Source organism: Pseudomonas sp. BRG-100, assembly GCF_000737955.1.
GTDB lineage: Bacteria > Pseudomonadota > Gammaproteobacteria > Pseudomonadales > Pseudomonadaceae > Aquipseudomonas > Aquipseudomonas synxantha_A.
Genome location: NZ_JPRX01000001.1, coordinates 31,663 through 49,721 on the forward strand (window position 1 = coordinate 31,663; position 18,059 = coordinate 49,721).

At 55.0% G+C, this 18,059-nt stretch carries 16 protein-coding genes and 1 pseudogene; 3 read left to right on the top strand and 14 right to left on the bottom strand.

Features of this window, described 5'->3' with window-relative positions:
- Positions 1-2: 2 nt before the first annotated feature.
- The 7 genes and pseudogenes from JH25_RS26580 to JH25_RS26560 all read right to left on the bottom strand — a co-directional run bounded on the left by JH25_RS26580 (position 3) and on the right by JH25_RS26560 (position 5,662).
- Entirely contained in the window at positions 3-830 is an 828-nt protein-coding gene (locus JH25_RS26580; protein ID WP_032875162.1) for an SDR family NAD(P)-dependent oxidoreductase, read from the bottom strand.
- On the bottom strand, positions 827-1,969 hold the full coding sequence (locus JH25_RS26575) for an acyl-CoA dehydrogenase family protein (protein WP_032875165.1): 1,143 nt from the start codon (positions 1,967-1,969) through the stop codon (positions 827-829). The genes JH25_RS26580 and JH25_RS26575 overlap by 4 nt, the downstream gene beginning before the upstream one ends.
- Before the next feature lie 3 nt (positions 1,970-1,972).
- The gene (locus JH25_RS26570) at positions 1,973-2,416 is read right to left on the bottom strand and encodes a type II toxin-antitoxin system RatA family toxin (RefSeq protein ID WP_032875168.1); all 444 of its coding nucleotides are present in this window, start codon (positions 2,414-2,416) and stop codon (positions 1,973-1,975) included.
- 15 nt (positions 2,417-2,431) lie between these two features.
- Entirely contained in the window at positions 2,432-3,373 is a 942-nt protein-coding gene (locus JH25_RS0126715) for an aspartate aminotransferase family protein (RefSeq protein ID WP_268872671.1), read from the bottom strand.
- A pseudogene (locus JH25_RS29180) lies at positions 3,340-3,690 on the bottom strand (aminotransferase class III-fold pyridoxal phosphate-dependent enzyme); the annotation flags it as partial. The pseudogene JH25_RS29180 and the gene JH25_RS0126715, both read right to left, overlap by 34 nt.
- Complete coding sequence (locus JH25_RS26565) at positions 3,687-4,751, bottom strand: SDR family oxidoreductase (protein ID WP_081883348.1); 1,065 nt, start codon at positions 4,749-4,751, stop codon at positions 3,687-3,689. The pseudogene JH25_RS29180 and the gene JH25_RS26565, both read right to left, overlap by 4 nt.
- Positions 4,752-4,933: 182 nt before the next feature.
- On the bottom strand, positions 4,934-5,662 hold the full coding sequence (locus JH25_RS26560; protein ID WP_032875173.1) for a helix-turn-helix domain-containing protein: 729 nt from the start codon (positions 5,660-5,662) through the stop codon (positions 4,934-4,936).
- A gap of 673 nt (positions 5,663-6,335) precedes the next feature.
- On the opposite strand from JH25_RS26560, the gene JH25_RS26555 reads away from it, so the two are divergent.
- The 3 genes from JH25_RS26555 to JH25_RS26545 all read left to right on the top strand — a co-directional run bounded on the left by JH25_RS26555 (position 6,336) and on the right by JH25_RS26545 (position 11,006).
- Entirely contained in the window at positions 6,336-7,136 is an 801-nt protein-coding gene (locus JH25_RS26555; RefSeq protein ID WP_032875176.1) for a hypothetical protein, read from the top strand.
- 1 nt (position 7,137) lies between these two features.
- Positions 7,138-9,603: a DEAD/DEAH box helicase gene (locus tag JH25_RS26550; RefSeq protein ID WP_032875179.1), complete on the top strand. Its 2,466-nt coding sequence runs from the start codon at positions 7,138-7,140 to the stop codon at positions 9,601-9,603.
- A 203-nt stretch (positions 9,604-9,806) separates the two neighbouring features.
- Positions 9,807-11,006, top strand: coding sequence for a hypothetical protein (locus JH25_RS26545; protein WP_032875182.1), 1,200 nt, complete (start codon positions 9,807-9,809; stop codon positions 11,004-11,006).
- Positions 11,007-11,187: 181 nt separating this feature from the next.
- Here JH25_RS26545 and JH25_RS26540 read toward each other — a convergent pair whose 3' ends face one another.
- The 7 genes from JH25_RS26540 to hxsD are packed head-to-tail and all read right to left on the bottom strand — an operon-like array spanning position 11,188 to position 18,004.
- Complete coding sequence (locus tag JH25_RS26540; RefSeq protein WP_032875185.1) at positions 11,188-12,921, bottom strand: ATP-binding protein; 1,734 nt, start codon at positions 12,919-12,921, stop codon at positions 11,188-11,190.
- Between the two features lie 9 nt (positions 12,922-12,930).
- Positions 12,931-13,944 (bottom strand): SIR2 family protein, encoded by a 1,014-nt coding sequence (locus JH25_RS26535; protein ID WP_032875188.1) that lies wholly within the window; start codon positions 13,942-13,944, stop codon positions 12,931-12,933.
- A gap of 53 nt (positions 13,945-13,997) precedes the next feature.
- Positions 13,998-14,330, bottom strand: a complete 333-nt coding sequence (locus JH25_RS0126720) for a hypothetical protein (protein ID WP_032880944.1) — start codon at positions 14,328-14,330, stop codon at positions 13,998-14,000.
- 50 nt (positions 14,331-14,380) lie between these two features.
- A complete protein-coding gene (hxsA, locus tag JH25_RS26530) occupies positions 14,381-14,989 on the bottom strand; it encodes a His-Xaa-Ser repeat protein HxsA (protein ID WP_032875191.1) in 609 nt (202 codons plus the stop codon).
- Positions 14,986-16,221: a His-Xaa-Ser system radical SAM maturase HxsC gene (gene hxsC / locus JH25_RS26525; RefSeq protein WP_032875193.1), complete on the bottom strand. Its 1,236-nt coding sequence runs from the start codon at positions 16,219-16,221 to the stop codon at positions 14,986-14,988. The genes hxsA and hxsC overlap by 4 nt, the downstream gene beginning before the upstream one ends.
- Complete coding sequence (gene hxsB, locus JH25_RS26520; RefSeq protein ID WP_032875196.1) at positions 16,221-17,708, bottom strand: His-Xaa-Ser system radical SAM maturase HxsB; 1,488 nt, start codon at positions 17,706-17,708, stop codon at positions 16,221-16,223. Before hxsB ends, hxsC begins: the two co-directional genes overlap by 1 nt.
- Positions 17,705-18,004 carry a His-Xaa-Ser system protein HxsD gene (gene hxsD / locus JH25_RS26515; RefSeq protein ID WP_032875199.1) on the bottom strand — a complete coding sequence of 100 codons (300 nt, stop codon included), beginning with the start codon at positions 18,002-18,004 and terminating at the stop codon, positions 17,705-17,707. Before hxsD ends, hxsB begins: the two co-directional genes overlap by 4 nt.
- Positions 18,005-18,059 lie beyond the last annotated feature (55 nt).

The window sequence follows — 18,059 nt, forward strand, 5'->3', positions numbered from 1 at the left end:
GCTTACTCGATCAGTTCAGGGTTGAGCACCAGGTGGCCGCCGCGCGTGAGCGTGCGCAGGCGCATGGCGATAAAGCCATCCACCACGCTCGGCACGCTGCGTGCGGTATACATGGCCAGCGTGCCCATGAACGTCAGCCCCCGGTTGCGCAGGCCATTTTTCTGGCAGGCACGTACCAGGCCGTTCGCGGCGGCATCCAGCTTTTCTTCGAGGGACAGCAGGGTCTTGTCACCCCATTTGAAGGTCACCAGGCGTTTGACCGACAGGCCCACACGCTGCGCGGGCAAGTGGATCGCCGTGTCGATGAACCCCGGGTACACCGTGACCACGTCAAGTTCCCCGCGATACTGCATACGCAGCACATCCGAATAAGCGCTCAGCGCACGTTTGCTCGCAGCATAGGCGGCCACGTAGGGTGCATTCACCAGCGCGAACAGTGAGGACACGTTGACCACTTTGCCGCGCTTTCGCAGCAACCCCGGCAGGAACCCCGAAGTCAGTTGCCAAGGCGCGAACAGGTTGACATCCACTGCGCGGGTCACCTCATCGGTGACGCCGGTTTCGCCGCGTTCCAGCGTCAGGGTGCCGGCGTTATTGACCAGAATGTCGATGTCGCCGAAATCGGTGCTGATGGCGCTGATCACGTTGGCCACGGCGTGGCGGTCGCACAGGTCGACTTGATAAAACGCGTCCAGCAGACTGCTGTCTTGCGGTGCGAGGATGTCAAGGCCAATCACGGTGGCGCCCAGTTGCTTGAGTTTGCAGGCCGCTGCGAAACCCAGGCCGCGCGCGGTGCCGGTGATAACAATGGTTTTTCCGAGCAGATTCATGAGTGCGCTCCGGTCATGCTGAAGGTTGATGCGGACAAGTAGGTGTCAAGGTTGGTCGCCATCGAGATCCTGGCCGGTGGATGAAATTGCAGACCGCGGCAGGCCATCAACCCGTTGGAGCTCAGGTTGCTGGTGATGAACGCCATCCCGCCCAACATGGCGTGAGCCTGGTCGGAGAGCTGGGCAAGGCGTTGCTCGATGCCGTAACGCACCAGCAGCAGACGGGCCAGCACGTTAGGCAAGTCCTGTGGGTTGCGCTCGATATCCAGGGCCGCGCCTTCCAGCGCGCTGATCGCCAATTGCAGGTCGGCTGCCAGGTCCACGCGGTGATGCGCGGTCCAGCGGGCGGCGTCTGTGACCGACTCGATCAGGCCGGCGCAGGCACCCACATAGGATGCGCAAATCAACAGTTCGAACCAGATAAAACCCACGGTTTGCACGTCGCCCAGCTGGTGGGTGTAACCGGCGGAAAACACCATGCGCTCGGGCACCAGCACTTCGTTGAGGCGCACTTCGATGCTTTCAGCGCCGGCCAAGGCGCTGTTCTGCCAGAAGGGATTACGGCTGATGCCCGGCGCAGTGGCCGGAATCAATGCGACCATCAGCTCTTCGCCGCCAGGGGTTTGGCGGATATAGCTGGCGGTGAGCAAGTCCATCGACTGTCCGAGGCAGCAGGGCTTCTTGCTGCCGCTGAGTAACACCCCCTCTGGGGTGTGCACCGCTTGCATGGCCGAGTCGAGAATGCCCGCTCCGCTGGTGCCCTCGGCAAACCCCGAAGACAGCAACAAGCGTTTTTGTGCGACGGCAGCCAGCAACAGGCCTTCGGCGCCGCCACCGTTCTGCGTGAGTGCCAATAAGCTCGCCACGGAAAACTGGTGCATGGTGCTGGCCACTGCCAGCGAGGGCGAGCGGGCCCCCAGGGCGATCTGCACATGCACCGCGTCGAGGATATTCGCGCCCAGCCCGCCGGCTTCGCGGTTGACCAGCAAACCCACCGGGCCATGTTGCTTGAACAGGGCGATGACCTCGCTCTGTGGCGCCTCACGCTGGGCCGGAGGAATGGCCGCCAGACGCTCGTCAAAACCAGGGGCGTAGCGTTGAAGCAGATCGCGTGAGCGATTCAGTAACGACAGTGACATGGTTCAGGCCTTCAAGTAGCTCGCCGGAAACAGGCCGGTGATGATCGAGTGAATGTTGTCCCGGATGGCTTGTTTGGCCACAGGGTCGAGCATGTCCGCGAGCATCGGCAGGCCCAGGTCGAAGCGCGATTTGAAGGAGATGATCGCGTCCTTGCCGTCCGGCAAGACGTGCCAGGTGCCGGAGAAGTGATCGACGTCGCCGGCCATCTGCTCGAAATGAATTTCCCGGGTGTCGGCATTGAAGGTGTCACGCTCCTGCCACTTGAGAATGCCGCTGTGGAAGTTGACCTCCCAGGACGTAAACGACACCTGGTCGCTGACCTTGTTGATGCTGATATCGCGCACCGACTCGCAGAGCTCGACGTAATTGCTGAAATCGCTGATCACCGCAAATACTTCATCAGCGCAGGCATGGGGAATATGGGCCTGCACGTTGACTTCTTGCATGGGGGAAAACTCCATTTAAAGGGATGGCATCGAAGTGGTCAGTGCCTGGGTGAAGCCTTCGATCAACCAGTTGCAATCCTGGGCCGTCAGCAATGGCGACGGCGTCAGCCTTATCACTCGGTGATCATTGAGCGAGTGGCACACAATGATGCGTTGCTCGATCAGGGCCATGACCATGTTGGCGGCAATTGAGGCCTCGGCGAACTCAAAGCCCAACAGCAAACCCGCACTGCGCAGTTGCACACGTTCGGCCCAACCTCTTTGTTGCAACAGCGCGCTGAAGCGGGCGTGCAGGTCCTGGCCCAGTAACCGGGCACGCGCGACCAGGTCTTCTTGCACCATCACTTGCAGCGTGGCCTGCACGGCCGCCATGGCCAGCGGGTTGGCGCCGAAGGTCGAGGTGTGGACCGTAGGGTTGCGATTGAACGGCGCATAGATCGTGGCGCTGGCGACCATGGCGCTCACCGGTACGCAACCGCCGGACAGGCTTTTACCTACCAGCATGATGTCGGGCACCACCTGTTCCTGGTCACAGCCCCACCAATAGCCGGTGCGGCCCAGGCCAGATTGGATCTCGTCGATAATCAGCACGGCGCCATACTGATTGCACAGCTCGCGCACACGCCTGAGGTAACCCGATGGCGGCAGAATGACTCCCGCTTCGGCCTGGATCGGTTCGAGGATCACGCAGGCCTTGTCCGGCGATGCGCGTAGTTGCTGCTCAAGTGCGACGCTGTCGCCAAACGGCACGAACTCGCTGTCGCTGAGCAACCCATTGAAGGGTTCTCGGTAGCTCTCGCGGCCGGTGACGGCGAGGGCGCCGAGGGTCTTGCCGTGGAACCCCCGAAGGTCGACAGCGTACGACGGCAACCGTTGAGGCGCGCGAGCTTCAAGCCGGCTTCGGTGGCCTCGGCGCCTGAATTGCAAAAGAACACATAGTCCAGGTCGCCCGGGCACTGCGCTGCCAGGGCACGTGCTGCAAAGGCCTGTTGCGGGTTGAGCAACAACTTGCTGGCCAAAGCGTTTTGCTGCAGTTGCCGAGTAACCGCCTCCACGACGACCGGGTGGCCGTGCCCGAGGAAAAACACGCCATAGCCGCCTGCATCCAGGTATTGACGGCCTTGCTCGTCGTAGATATAGACGCCACGGCTGGATTGCTCGATCGGCAGGTTCATCAGCGAAGCGAGGCGTGCGTAGCCCGAGTTGACGTGTTGACGCAGGTATTGGTCGACCTGTGCGGCGTCGAGGGTGGGTTCGATGACTGTCGGATTCATGCCACGCTCACTTCTGTGTTCGGTGTCACCGGCTGCTTGAGCATGCGCGTCAGTGCCCCCAGCTTGGGTGCCAGGTGGTTGAGCGACAGCAGCAACTCGCGGCCAACATCACGCTGGCTGAACGCCGGCTCACCGAGTAACTGTGGCAATGAAGTGGGCAGTGGCGTGCGCAGGCAGGCATAGCGGCACAACTGAGTGGCACGGGTCAGGGCAGCCTGGATATTGCCGCTCAGCGCCGGCAGAAATACCGGGCGGATCAACCGTTCGTAAATATCCGGCGCCATGCAGCGTGGCCGTGTGAAGGGTTGCATCTGGGCTTCCATGGATTGGCACATCAGGTCCAGCAGCCCCGTCAGATCCAGAGCCTGTGGGCCGCTGGTGAGAAAGTAGTCGTCGCCGATCAAACGCTGGTGCAGCGCGTTGGCAATCGCTCGGGCCGCGACGTCACGGGCGATCAGGTCGACATAGCCAGCAGGCGGGCAGGGTACGATGGGCAGTACGCCAGACATCATCAGCCCCATGGTCATATGGAAACCCTGAAAGTTGGGCATATGCCCGGTGCTGGCGTCACCGATAATGATGGACGGACGAAAGATCGACACATCGATGCCAGCCGAGCGCACCAGGGTTTCGGCCTGGCGCTTGGCGACTTCGTATGGCGTTTCCGCTTGCACGCCTTCGTAATAGTCGCAAGGGTGGGTAAAGGCGGTGCTGATGTGATACAGCGGCACCTTGGCTTGCTGCACGAAGGCCACGACGTTTTCGGTGCCAAGGTAGTTCACCGAAAAGATCTGATCGATATCGCCGTCCAGGCGCGTCACTGCCGCGGCGTGGATCACCCAGTCGACACGCTCAACCAGCGCCGCATAAACGTCGCAGGCCAAGCCCAGGTCAGCGCTGCAAATATCACCCTTGAGCACTTCCACTCGGGGATCGCGGATACGGCTTTTGCGCGCCAGGCAGACCAGGTGAAAGTCCTCTGCCAGGCAGTCGATCAGTGACTCACCGAGCACCCCTGAGCCTCCAGTGAGAAGGACGGTTAGTTTTTGCTGTGCTGACATGTAGGGCGCATCCTGCGGATTCATCGAAAGAATTCATGGTGCGTTTCGCCGAATTGCAGGCACAGATGCCCCGGGCGAACACTCTTCTATTCACTTTCGGCGGCGCTGAGGTGCTCTGGGAGGAGGTGATCAGCGCTTAACGTTGTCGCGAATAAGATGCGATCGATATTGGCGTTTTGATATCAGTGCGTCTTGAACGAAACGCTTGTCTTACGCAAAACCTCAGCGGCGGTGCGCGGCGTCATGCCAATCATGCGGCGCATCATGCGAGCCAGATGCGCCTGGTCGGAGAAACCGCCGTCGGCGGCCGCGTCCGATAACGTCGAACCGCCGGCCAGGGATTTGGAGGCCCGTTCCAATTTGTTCCAGATGATCCACTGGGAGAGGGAAACACCCATCTGGTGGGTGGCGACGCAGCGCAACCGGGGGCTGGACAACCCCACCGCCTGGGCAGCGCGACTGACGCAACCTGGGCCGTCGCGGTCCAGGCGCAAAATATTCAGGGCTTTGTGGAGCCTATGGTCGATCGGCGGGGTAATTGCCAGCAAACGCGAGAGGGCATCGACAAAGTGCGACAGGGATGTACTACGGCGAAAGCACGTCAGCAGTTCATCACTGGCCAGGGCGATGCCATCGTCCTGGAGCAACGCATTGAGTGCACGGCCCAACGCCGTGTCCGGGCTGACATATAAAAACGCTACCGGATGACTCTCCGCCACGGCACGGTGTTCGACGTTGGGACCGATGATCACACCTGCCGCACGCAGCACCCTTCCGGGCAACTCAAGGGTGGCGGGGTGACCTACGCCGATGCACAGTTGGATGGCGACATGGGAGTGAGCAGTGTTTTGATCCGCACGGCCAATGTAGCCGGCCCACGAGTCGCCAAAGGTAACGCTGCCATCCCACATTTGAAGTCTTCCTTGACGTGTTGGGTGATTGTTCGACGCGTGCAGGGTAGGCCTGCACAGGTCTGGATTCAAGCGTGACGCTGGGTCGCTGTCTTTTCGTTGCACAGCGAGTGCATATCAAGCCGACTCTTGCTAGAGGCTATCCGGATCCCCGAAAAACATTTTGACTGGGCTCTAGGACGGTATTTTCAGGCGGAAAAAATTCAAATGTGCCCCCAGTTTTGCCCCCAGTGCATCAGGTTCGCGAATGGCGATCTCCGGCAGAGCCAGATGGATTCAGATGGCTTTCAGTAGTTCATAAGTGAAGGGAGGGGGGCTCGCATTGCCTACCTCTCAGTCGGGAATTACCAGCGACGTCGGATAGAGCTGTCTACGGTGCTGCGAATCTTTCAGTCCGACGCTGATTGATCTGCGAACATCTGGATACTTATACAGCCATTGCGCAACCTCCGACGATTTGCACCAAAAATTGTCTCCGTTGTTGTTTACCGCTCCCGTCAATCACGCTAACTTGCGGTAACGCTGGCAGAGTGCTGCTATCGGTCATCCCTGACCAGATCTCACTCGCGCGCACAGCTGCTCAGCTGGTGCCTACCCTTAATCAGGGCGGGATCATTGATCGCGCGCAGCAACCGCAAGAGGATTCTGCGGTTTAGTGTTTGTAGGAAGTGTTATGGATGGCGTGAGCTTCAAGCAGGTAGATCAGTATGCCCTGTGTTGTGTCGAGAATTTTTCTGATGAGCTTAAGCTCGCGCTGAGGGAAAACCTCACCCGTATCTGCCATGGTGCTGATCAGGCCAGCAAGGACAGGGCGATCTACAAATACCCTGCGACGATTAAGCACTTCTGGAACGAGCGCTATTCCAAGAAAACTTGGGAAACCCGGATTGGTATGCTGGGTGAGCTCCTGTCTCACGTCATCATTCTGAAGCTCTTCCCCAACTTCGATGTGGTCTCCCCGTTCTTCAATATGGAAGAGAAGAGTATCCGGAAGGGCTTCGATCTCCTCCTATACGAGACCTCAACCAACAACGTCTGGATCACCGAGGTCAAGTCGGGCGGCAGAGGGGCGGACAAGACTTCTTGCTCGGCCACAAGTGCTCAATTGCGTTTGGCTCGGGATGACCTCAAGAGGCGTTTGGCTGAGCCGGAGCTCAATCACTGGCTCAATGCGATAAATGCCGCGAAAAATGCGATCCACAACAAAGCTAATTACCGGGACTCGGTTATTGAGATCTTGGAGATGGAAGGTGATTTGGCTGAAGAAGACGGGGCGAGTGCTTCGGACAACAATGTGTTTCTGGTCTCTGCCCTGTTCAGCGAAGTGTCCCAGGCTATCGCCGAAAATACCGTGTCAAATTTCACCACCAAGCTGGTAGCTGAAGCTGTGTTCAAAACGGTGTGGGTGCTGTCCCTCCACAAAGGCACCATGGAAAAGCTGGAAGAGTTTTTGAGGCAGGAGGCGGAGCAGTAGCATGGAAGAGCTGACTATCAGGAAACTGGGCAACACCAAGTTCAAGGATCTGTATTTCCAACTCCTCAAGGGAGACGAACTGGGTAACACAGAGATTGTGAAACTTTTGGCGATCGCCGTGCTGCTCCTTAACCACAAGACCCTCGAAATTCGACGTCTCGGCTACCGCATTATCCTGTTTTACGGTAACGCTTCGGGTCAGTACCAGGCGCTGTACGATGTAGCACTCAACAGTGGTCTTCACCCTGTCTCAGCAGTAATCAGCAGCTACTTTTCCGAGGATGATCACCGCAGCGAGTCGTTCATCCGAAACATCGTGGGCAGCTACATCGATACCTTCCGTGATCAAGGCATCGTGCTGACTGAGCAACAGGATGCCCTGCGGACATTTGTTCAGTCGGAGTACCGTAAGTCGTCAGTCGTGGTTGCTCCGACCAGTTACGGTAAATCTGAGCTCATCATCCAATCGGTGAGGGAAAATCCAGGGCAGCGCATCCTGATCCTTGTGCCTTCTAAGGCTCTGCTGGCCCAGACGAAAAAGCGGTTGATCTACGCGGACATTGAGGGGTTGGGCAAGGTGGTGACCCATCCCGAGATGTATTCGGTTGAGCGAAAGAACAGGGCATTTGTCCTGACCCAGGAGCGGCTCAACAGGCTCTTGAACGAGAACGCCGGGCTGAGCTTCGATATGGTCTTCGTCGACGAGGCCCACAACCTGCTGCAGAGCGACCGCAGAAGTGAGTTACTGGCTGCCATGCTGTGCATCCTGGGGGCTCGTAATCCGGAAACATCATTCAAGTTCCTGACTCCCTTCCTATGCGATGAACTCAACGTCCGTGTGCGCTTCCTGGACATGATCCCGAGCGGATTCAAGATCGACGAGTACATCAAGTCTGAGCGCTTCTACATCAGGGATTTTAGGGGAGGGAGGGGCCAGACGAAGCTCAAGCTCTATGACCATTTCCTGAATGACTGGATGGAGTTCGATCGGAGGTATGCAAACTGCTTCGAGCTCATCAAAGGCGAAGCACTGTCCAAAAACATTGTTTACGGCAACAGGAAGAAAAGCATTGAGTCATTTGCGGTTGAACTGGCAGCCGTGCTGCCGCCCGTAGATTGTCCGCTGATCCAGACGGCCTGTGCCGAGCTAGGAGAGCTTTTTGACCGACGCTACAAACTGATCGGCTGCCTGCGCAAAGGCGTTATGTACCACCATGGTTCGATCCCTGACACCATCCGTCTTTACTTGGAGAACCTCTTCAGTAGCTCCAAGCAGATGAGGTTTCTGGTCTGCAACTCCACGCTTCTGGAAGGGGTGAACCTGCCGATCGAACGACTCTTCGTTTTTGATTTTTTCAAAGGGAAGCAAAAGCTGACACCATCTCAATTCAAGAACCTGGTCGGACGCGTCAATCGGTTCAGTGAGGTCTTTGCGCCTGGAGCTAAGGCTGCGTTGAGAAAGCTGGAGTCCAGCATCTACCTGTTGGGCGTAAATGGCTACACACGCGAAAATGCAGCGCTTGAGACTTTCTACGATAAATCCGTCAACGTCTCAAAGGTGGTCAAGGACACTGTCAGCAACGTTCTGCTTGAAGCCACCAAGATCATCGATGGGAAGGTGTCGGTTCTCTATGACGACGCCGTGGCTCGTCTAGAGAATCTGCATCCTGGCGTGGTTAAAGATCGAGAGTGTCGTTACGTTACTACTCAGGTGGGCAAGCTCCTCATCGCGAACAGTGTCAGTGAAATTGACGTGTTCTCAGAGGAGCAGGCTATTGAACGGAAGATCAGGCGAGGCATCGAGGCGAACGGCGTCATCAATACCGTTGACAGGCTGATGCTTGCGATCTCCAAATCGTTCGTCGATCACTTCGACGACAGCCGAGAGTACAGCGACCTGGTGCGTCTCAAGCAAGAGCCTGCCCGGAATTTTTACGCCATGATCCTGGATTGGAAGCTGAAGAAACTCAGCGTCAAGCAGACGATCCGACAGACGCTCGCGTACTGGAAAAAGCTGGTCGAGACTAGCCATAGCGATCACGTATTCGTGGGTAAATGGGGTGATACCAAATATCGCGACAGCAAGTACGAGAACTGGGTAAGAATCTCCCAAAAGGATGACGGCGAGCGTATTAACCTGGCAATCGTCCGTCTCAAGGACGAGAACGATTTCTTCGACAACAAGATTTTCAAGTTCGTCGAGGTGCTGAATGGGGTTGGTGTCCTGGATCCAGGCTTCTACAAACTCATCAAATACGGTACTGCGGATGACACCAAGATCAAGCTCATCCGCGATGGCTACAGCCATGGCCTGGCGGATCTGATGCTCGAACGGTACCCCGAAACTGTGCGTGCGACGCTCGGCGGCGAGATCGAAGTGAGCCCTCGCCTAGTGAACATGATGATTAACAACGAGGAAAGCGATCTGCTGATTTTTGAAGCCAAGATGAACCTCAAACCCATCTGATCGGGAAGACTAAGATGTGATGAGCGGACGTAGAAATTGAGTAATTTGCATCGACCCATTGGCTTTGCGAATCGCCACTGATCTTTATATGAATCGATACAAGGATGTTTGTTGCTTTGGGCTTGATGAGGCTGCGTGCGCATTGCTTGTGATTGGAATTATACTGTTGGCTAAAATTCTTTGGTTTTCACTGGTGAAAAATAGTGCAGCTGATATTCATATTTTTTAAGCCGTATTTTTTCTTCGCATACATAGCGGCATACGGCATATCTCAAAATCTTGAGGGTGTTGGTCTATTTGGCTTATTGAATAATATCCATGATCCGGATTTCCCGCTACCCATACTTAATTTAAGTCCGGTTGCGGGAGTGAAAATAATCGCAGGGCTGTTGTTTGTATTGCTTGCTCCTCTCGTGCTCATACTTGTTAGAGGTGGATTTATTCTCGGGAAAACGGCGGGAATAACCATGCTCGCAATCGTACTCCTGCCAGGCGTTTTGTCGTTGCTGGGTATATCTATGCCGCTGGTTTTTTTCATCCCGAATGAGTTTCATTTGGGGGCGGGTTATATTGGAGGGTTTTGGAGTAATGGTGCAAGCTTTCTAATTGCATTTATGTGGGGGTGGGCCGCTATTATGATGGTGGCAAATATTTTTAAAAGCCAAAAATTCAAACACGCTTACGATCATTTATGGTGTCTCTTAACACTTGTAGGGTGTATGTATTTGGTTGTGGATTCACAGGCGAAATCTCATGAGGAAAGCAAGGTCCGAACCAATGCAATAATTGGTAAGTATCTAGATTTCTATAATGACAGATATACGGTTTTGAATTCGCTTTGTGAGGCTAACTTGGCGCTTGCTATGCAAGAAAAAAATATTTGCGAAAGGGCGCGGAGTATTTTTAATACATTGCCTCCTGAGATAACGCAGTCGGAACCTGAATTTAGACGATACGGTGACTCTTGGTTGGCGAATATTCCTAGCAAGGATGATATTGAACGTTTGAATTCAAGCGTCTGTTCGCATCGCGATGGCTCGAAGATTTGTCAGGAAACGCCTGTTGAGCTTCTGATAAATAGCCAAGAGCTTGGCGATAAGGTACTCATTCCAACGTCTGGACATACTGAAAGGCTGAGGAGATTATACGGCAAACTTAACTCTGAAGTGGAGAATGTTACTCGCTCAAAAGAACATACGCATTTAAAATATTTTCTATTCTGTGTGATCTGTTTTATTGCTGGAGGTAAGTCTGCAACCTCCTCGATTTCATTTGTTGGTGAGAATAATATGAAGTCGCGGTCTTGGAGTCGAAAGATTGCATTCTCAATATTTTTTAATATTTGGTTTTTTGTCTGGCTCATAAGGGGGAGCTTTGGCCAACCTTCAGCTAGTAAGTTATAGTCTATTTCTGAAACGACATAGCCAAGAGCGGTTAGGCAGAGATTCTGGCGTTGGCAGTATTTCAAAGCCTTGGATGAATACTGGTGGGGGTTAAAATCTATATCCTTCCTGTGCAGGAAGAAGCATACTCAGTTCGAATAATAAAACCTCAAGGGGCAGATGCTCCTTGAGGTTTTATTTATTACTGGATGTTCTGCTTGCGCCAGTTTTCGACAGCAGTCGAGAGGCGGTTATCTTTGGCATTTTTTTGCCATTCATCCCAGAAATTTACCGTACCGCTATTAGGTTTGTTTGCGGGCTCGTCGATCCTGATCCTGCTCGGTAACAAGCTAGCATCACCTACGACCAGGGCTTCACCCGTATCAAGAGTCGGAAGAATGTCGCTGAAGCCGCCAAGGCTGTCAGGAAGCAGACGCTTGATAACACTTTGGTCCTCTGCGTTCGTCAGCCTCATGGAGACGAAGTTACTGCACTGACTGAGCATCGTCTTGTTGACTTCAGACGGGCGCTGGCTGATCACCACCAGGCTTACACCGTATTTTCGACCTTCCTTGGCGATACGTTCAAAGATATCCAGGGAGATATCATCGGCAGAATCGGCCATGTTGCGTTGCGGCATGTAGAGATGCGCTTCGTCACAAAGGAGCGCAATAGGATGACGCATCTCAGAAGGAGTCCACTGCTGAACGGAGAACGTGACTCGCGCAACAAGGGATACGATCAGCGGCAGAACGTCCGACGGCACCTCCGAGAAGTCGATAATCTTAATGCCAGCCTTACCGTTCTCACCAGTGCTGCCGAGCACGGCGCTGGCGAATTTTTCAAGCCAGGTGAAATCCAGAACGTCTCCACCGCCGTTGAACATAAAGCCCAAGCGTCTATCGGAGATCTTGTTTTCAAGCCGAGAGATCATTCGAGCAAGCTTGCCAAAGAAATCGCCCTGCTTTTCACTGCCAGCCTTAGCGCCAGGGACCATCTCGATGTTGATCTCATTCAGTCTGCCCATCAGGAAATCGAGATCAAATGGAACCGGGCTGTCCACTGTGAAGTGTTTCAGCACATCTGTTTGGTCGTTGTCCTCAAGGTACTTTCTTTTCGCCTGGTTAATTTCACGCGCCATGATCATGGCCTGGTTAGGCGCGTTTTGGTCGCTCCGGTCGACAAACATGGAAACGAGCGCTTCGTACGACAGTAGCCAATACGGTAGGTAAAGCACACCTTTATCAAGGGTGCGTCCAGCCTCAACGTCTGCGGGGCCCGCCACTTTGAAGTGCTGAATACCGGCACCAACCAAAGGCAAATATTCGCCATGCAGATCGAAGACAATCGCGTTAGCAGAAGCCAGCCCCGACATCTGCTCAATGATTTTGGCGGTCGTCCAAGACTTTCCGGAGCCGGTGCTTCCGCCAATGAATGCATGGCGCTGGAAGAATTTGTTGCCGTTAAGATAGGCAACAGCATGCTCATCCAAAGTGTATTTGCCGAGTGTCAGGGCGTTACCACCTGCGGCTACGTTAGAGAGTGTGCGCATGAACCCGGTAAGATTGTCACCCTCCAGCGAAAAGCAATTGGCATCAATTTCTGGAACGCTTTCCAGCGTACGGCGAAAAACATTCTCACGTTCTCCATCGCGGTCAAGCATGGTGCCAATTAGAGAGATACGGCACAGGTTCAACTCAGAAGGTTGATCATTGATCCCATCAATTACGAGATCGCCGATGGCCCGCTTCCGTGTCACCTGTGTAATGAGACCGATAAGGTGTTGGCCGATCCTGCTGCTTTGCAGAACGGCCAGATGATTCACCTGCAGGCGCTTGAGCTGGTGGACATTCTCCACTTCCACCATGACAGTTGCGGTATCGACGGAGGCCACTTTGCCAAGCGCTTCTTCATCCTTAAAATTAAAGATCGGCATATTGTTTTCCTACATTATGAGTGACAGATAACCTTCAAGACTCCAGATATTCCTTTCTACCGTCACTGGGGTATCACTCAGAGAGGAGTAGACAATTGATTGGTCGTTTGTTGCGCCGCGCTCGATTGCCAGATAGTTTTGGGCCTTGCCTTCAAGAATTAGTCTTTTGGCAGACTCGGAAAGCGCAAAGGTTATAATTGTGACTGGCGCTTTCTGGCGAAGGCATTTCGCCATGAGCTTCGGCTGGATGTGTTCGTCATTGAAACCGTAGCCAATGCACAGATATGAGCCTGCCTCATTAATGGCCGTATCGGCGTTGTTGATGATGGAACGGAATGGCTCAAGGTGAGTTTTCTGATATTTCTGGCTGCCAGGGGTTACGATCTGAGGCTCATATTTATCAGGTACATCCTGAGTGACCGAGAAGGCAACGGTATCGTTAAGAGGGGACTGGAACCAATCAAGGGATCCATGCACCTTCCAGATATTTACGCGGCGCGCAGCGTTTATTTCCGTCGCAGCTGCAAGCTGGCGGAAATAACCATGCGTGAACCCGGTGTAGTGGTGAATCCGACCCTGATCGCAGGCGTACTCTGCCAACCGATCATAATTCGTAGTCACGATGTTAATAATTTTCAGACTGCTCATGAACATATGTTCAAGCAGCCGACTCAGGGGGAACATCGAATTGTTCTGGAGGCTATCCTGAAAGATTTTGCTGTCTTCAGAGTTTATCAGCGCCCAAGTTGACTTGATGATTCTTGCCGTGAGCGTGTTAGAAGCATCGATCTGGTGCAGGGCTGCCTCCAAGTCGACATTATCCTTCAGCAACTGACAGAATTTGGCCCACGCGTCGATCTCGGCAGTGTTCAATCCTGAAATGTCCGTATTTTCGACCAAGTGGTTCGCCAATGCCCACATTCCAGACACGCCATGTGCAGCGGACGCGCCGCTGCCCAGAATGATGACGGGGGCCTTACCATAGTAGTCCTGCGCCTGTTTTTGATAATTTAGGTCTGACAAGGCTCTGTCCCTTGCTGTCTGCAACAGCCCAAATGAAAATTTCTACTTTTGCTTCAATAATGAAGACTGCCCGGTTTATTTTCGGCTCTGTAACGAGCCGCTTGGCAAAGTGGGCCGGCTTTTTCGTACGTATGGTTGGAGCTGACTTCCACAGCTTGTGCTTGTCCGAAATAATTGTTACCAGCGAGGTAGTCCAACGTTTGCTGGAAAGCTGCTCGAGTCAGCGCCAACTGCGAGTCTTCCAATCCGGTCTCAATCACAACGCGATTTGCATCAACGGTCGTGATTCGGAAACGGGCGCTACGCGACGGTATTTGCAGTTCCTTGCCTTGCAGACGGCTGGTTAATGCCCAGAGAGTGTTGTCGACCTGAATGATATGCTGCATGGGATAATTCCTCCGTTGCTGAACGGACGCTAGCTTTAACTTGAAGCGACTTATGGAATCTTGATCCCCAACGCATTCAGCGATGGTGTATCCATCCGGCCATTCACGGTCAGCCCACTGTCCATCTGAAAGGCCATCAACGCACCACGTGTCGCCTTGCCCATCACCCCATCAATGGTGCCTTGGTAATACTGGCGCACCATCAGCGCGGTCTGCACACGGGTGACCAGGTTGCTTTTCTGCTCATTGGTCGCGCGGCTCTTTGAAGTGCTCGAACTTGTCCCGCTGGTAGTGCCAGACGACCGATAAAGGCTGTTGCTGCTTGGGATGCTGCTCGAAGCACTCGGCGCGCTGTAGCTTCGGGTGCTGGTAGCGGGTGGGCTGTAGTAGCGAGGTGCGCTATAGCCACCCGAGCCGCTGTAGTGAGAACTGTGCGAACTGTGGGACCGGTGAGAACTGTGCGAGCGATGTGCCGCATAGATGTTGACGGTGTTTGGCGCATTGAGCGTATCGGCAAATACCGGGGGCTGTAGCTTGTCGGGGGGTTGCCAGTTCGCATCCGCGAGCGACAGATGGCCCGCCTGTGCCAGGGTGGTACTTGCCATTGGCAGCAGGCTGATCCCACTGATGAGGACTTTCCAGCGATCGAGCAATTTCACTGTGCACTCCTTGCATAGGCGCTAAAGGCCTCGGTCGATAGTAGTTGTACGCCGCGGCTCTGCCAGCGGTCGGTGTGGGATTTGAAGAAGCCAGAGCAATGTTTGACGGCAGCGCATTGCTGGCAGGTATCGATGAACAGGTTCTTCCAGTCCGAGATGCTCTGGCGGGCGAAACGCGAGAGGTGGGCCGGGATCAGGCACAGGGGCAAGTTGTAGATCGAAACCGGCACTCCGCGGTTGAACAGGAAATACACGGCCTGGCTCAACGACTCCTGATAGTCCAGCGGGTCAATCCACAGTTCTTCATAGTGCTTCCTGGCCAGGCCGGTACTCTCGATACCCATCAGCGCAACATGCCGCACGAAGGGCAGGTTCCTGAACACGTAGTGGGCAAGTTCTGGCAAGCGTGGCGTGGTCAGGCGATTGAGCACCACGCGTATCTCGATGATCTGGTTGGCACGCGCCAGGTTGTAAAGACCTTGCAGGGTTTCGCTAAACGCGCCGGGAGCCTGCACCACATGATCATGGTCTTCGGCATTGTCGGCATACAGCGGAATACCCCAGCTCAACTGAGGGTGGTCGATAGTAGAGAGTGCTTGGATCCAGCTCGGATCTTTGAACAGGCGCCCATTGCTGAGCACATGAATGGATTTCTGCAGCAAAACGGCTTTGCACTTGGCCAGAGTTTCGAGTAGGCCGTCGCGATAGAGTGTTGGCTCGCCGCCGCTGATGCCCAAGTTTTCCTCGCCCGGGTCCATCAGGTCGATCAGCCGAAGGTTTTCCTCGATGTGCCAACGGTCATCGATATCTTTGGGCGGCTGCGAGCACATCAGGCAGAGGCTGTTGCAACGATCGGTCATGAACAGCAGGTTGCTGTCCGAGCCTCGTCGATACAGCACTCGCACCAAAGCGTTGCCTGGTGTGATGGCAATGACATCGCCGGGCTGCACGACATCCGCATCTTTGGGTGTGTGCAGGTGTAGCCGCTCGCTGTCGAAGTCGCCAATCAATGGCTCTGGGGTTAGGAATCCACCCACGGGCAATGAAAGCAGGTTCGGGCTCCGTAGCCGTTCTTGGTTTGGCAGCCAAAGCAGCAGCTCACCGACCTCAGCGTTTCCGGCACATACAGCCAGGCCTTGTTCGATAAACTCATCCAGGGTGATGACTTTGAGCAGCTTTGGCTCATTCAGGTGATGGATTTCGAAATGGGTGTCTTTGCGCAGCATCGCCATCAGCCCCTGTAACCCGGGAACCGAACATCGCTGTAGGAGCGCCTGTTCAACCAGGACAACAGCACCCTCTGCGCGTTGTCGTCGCCATCGCGAAGCAGGCCGAATAAATGCTTCAGCAGTCCCATGTTTTTCTTGCAGAAGCTGCTGAACTCCCGGTGTCCGATTGGGTCGCCTTGGCGCGCATAGTGTTCGATGGGGTCTGCGCCGCAGTAGGGGACCAGTGCGCAGTCCGAGCAGCCCGGCAGTGCCTCCGCAACACCACTGGCAAGCAATGCCTCCATGACGGGCGATGCCAGTAGTTCAGACAAGTGTTGCTGTACGGTGCCGAGCCTCAAGCCATCTTCACCCATCTCCAGCAACATTCGGGCTTCGTCCGAGGGATAGACATAACCGTCATAGTTGTAAACCAACGCCGCAGTGCCTGCGCCAGCAGGGGAGCGCAGGTCCACATAGCCGGAGGAGAAGGGCGTGAGGATGTTCTTCAGCAGCAGGCTCGTGTAACTCTCCGACAGGTAAACGCCCTGCTGGTTGATACGCAGCAAATAGTCCAGTGCCTTCTTGTAGAAGGCCAGGTATCGCTCAATCGGATAATCAAGTCGATGGGCACTCTTGGTGGCAAACCCATAAGGGCTCAGAGGCCGAAGCGAGATGCTGGAGAAGCCCTGGCTTACATACTCATCGATGATCGCTTCAGGTTGTTCGAGGCTTCTTGAAGTCAGCGTGGTCAGCGCGGAAACTGCATCATGGCCAAGGCGCTCACGGACCCACTGGATGCCTTTTACAGTGCGTTCGTAGGAGTCTCGTGACGGGGTAGGGCGGTTGGCATTGTGCAAGGGCGCGGGCCCATCGAGCGAGGTCGAAAACTGGATGCGATTTTGTTCTGCGAAGTCGAGTATTTCCTCCGTCAGGTGGTGCAGCGTGGTGGTGATGACGAACTGGATATCCCGTTGTTCGACCACGTTCCGTTCAACGACCCATTCGACAATCTGGCGGACGCGCTCGAAGGCCAGAAGCGGCTCGCCACCCTGAAACTCCACAGTCAGGGCGGGAGCATTCGATTCGAACAGGCGATCGACCGCCGCCTGTGCATCCGCTTCCGACAGGTCGTGGCCGGATCCTCCCAGAGGGGCCCGCGACACCTGGCAGTACTGGCAGGTGTGGTTGCAGCGCAATGTAACCACGAACAAGTGCAGTGCAGGGCCCTGGAAGATGAAGTCCTTGCGGCTGCGATACTGCGCGGCCATTTCTGGGAACGGGTCGTGGCGGCCGGGTTCGTAGATGAAGTGGCGGGCCAGCAGGTCCTTGTAAAAAGGCGTACTTGCTTGAACGTCGAAGTAACTGAGGGCTCGTAATTGCGCGTCGTTCACGTGCATGTACTCACCGGTATCGGAGGTGAGTAGGATGTCACGGTCATGTCCCGTGTTCATGCGCATGAATCGAAAAGGCAGCAAGCGGTAGTGCTTGGCGTCTGTCGCAATCAGTGTCACTGCGAAACCCCACATCCAGCGAGCGCGGCTCGGGCCAGGACTTCGCGCAACCCTGCTGTTTCGCGGTTTATATGGTCGCGTAGGGCGAAGTCGTTCAGATGCTGGAGGATCAGCGAGTGAGCCTGCTCCGGTGAAAGCGTTAGCCTTGCTTCAGCGGGGTGGGCCAAGAGACTTATCTGATTGGTTTCAATACCGACTTGGATCGCGACAGTGCCGGCAAGGGAGTAAGCGACACGTTGCACCACGCTGAGCGGGTAGGCTGCGCTGTCGAGTTTCAGCATGACTGGCCATGTCATCGGAACCGCTCCTTCAAATCCATTGGAAACGTGTGGATTTTGCAGGGTGTCTAGG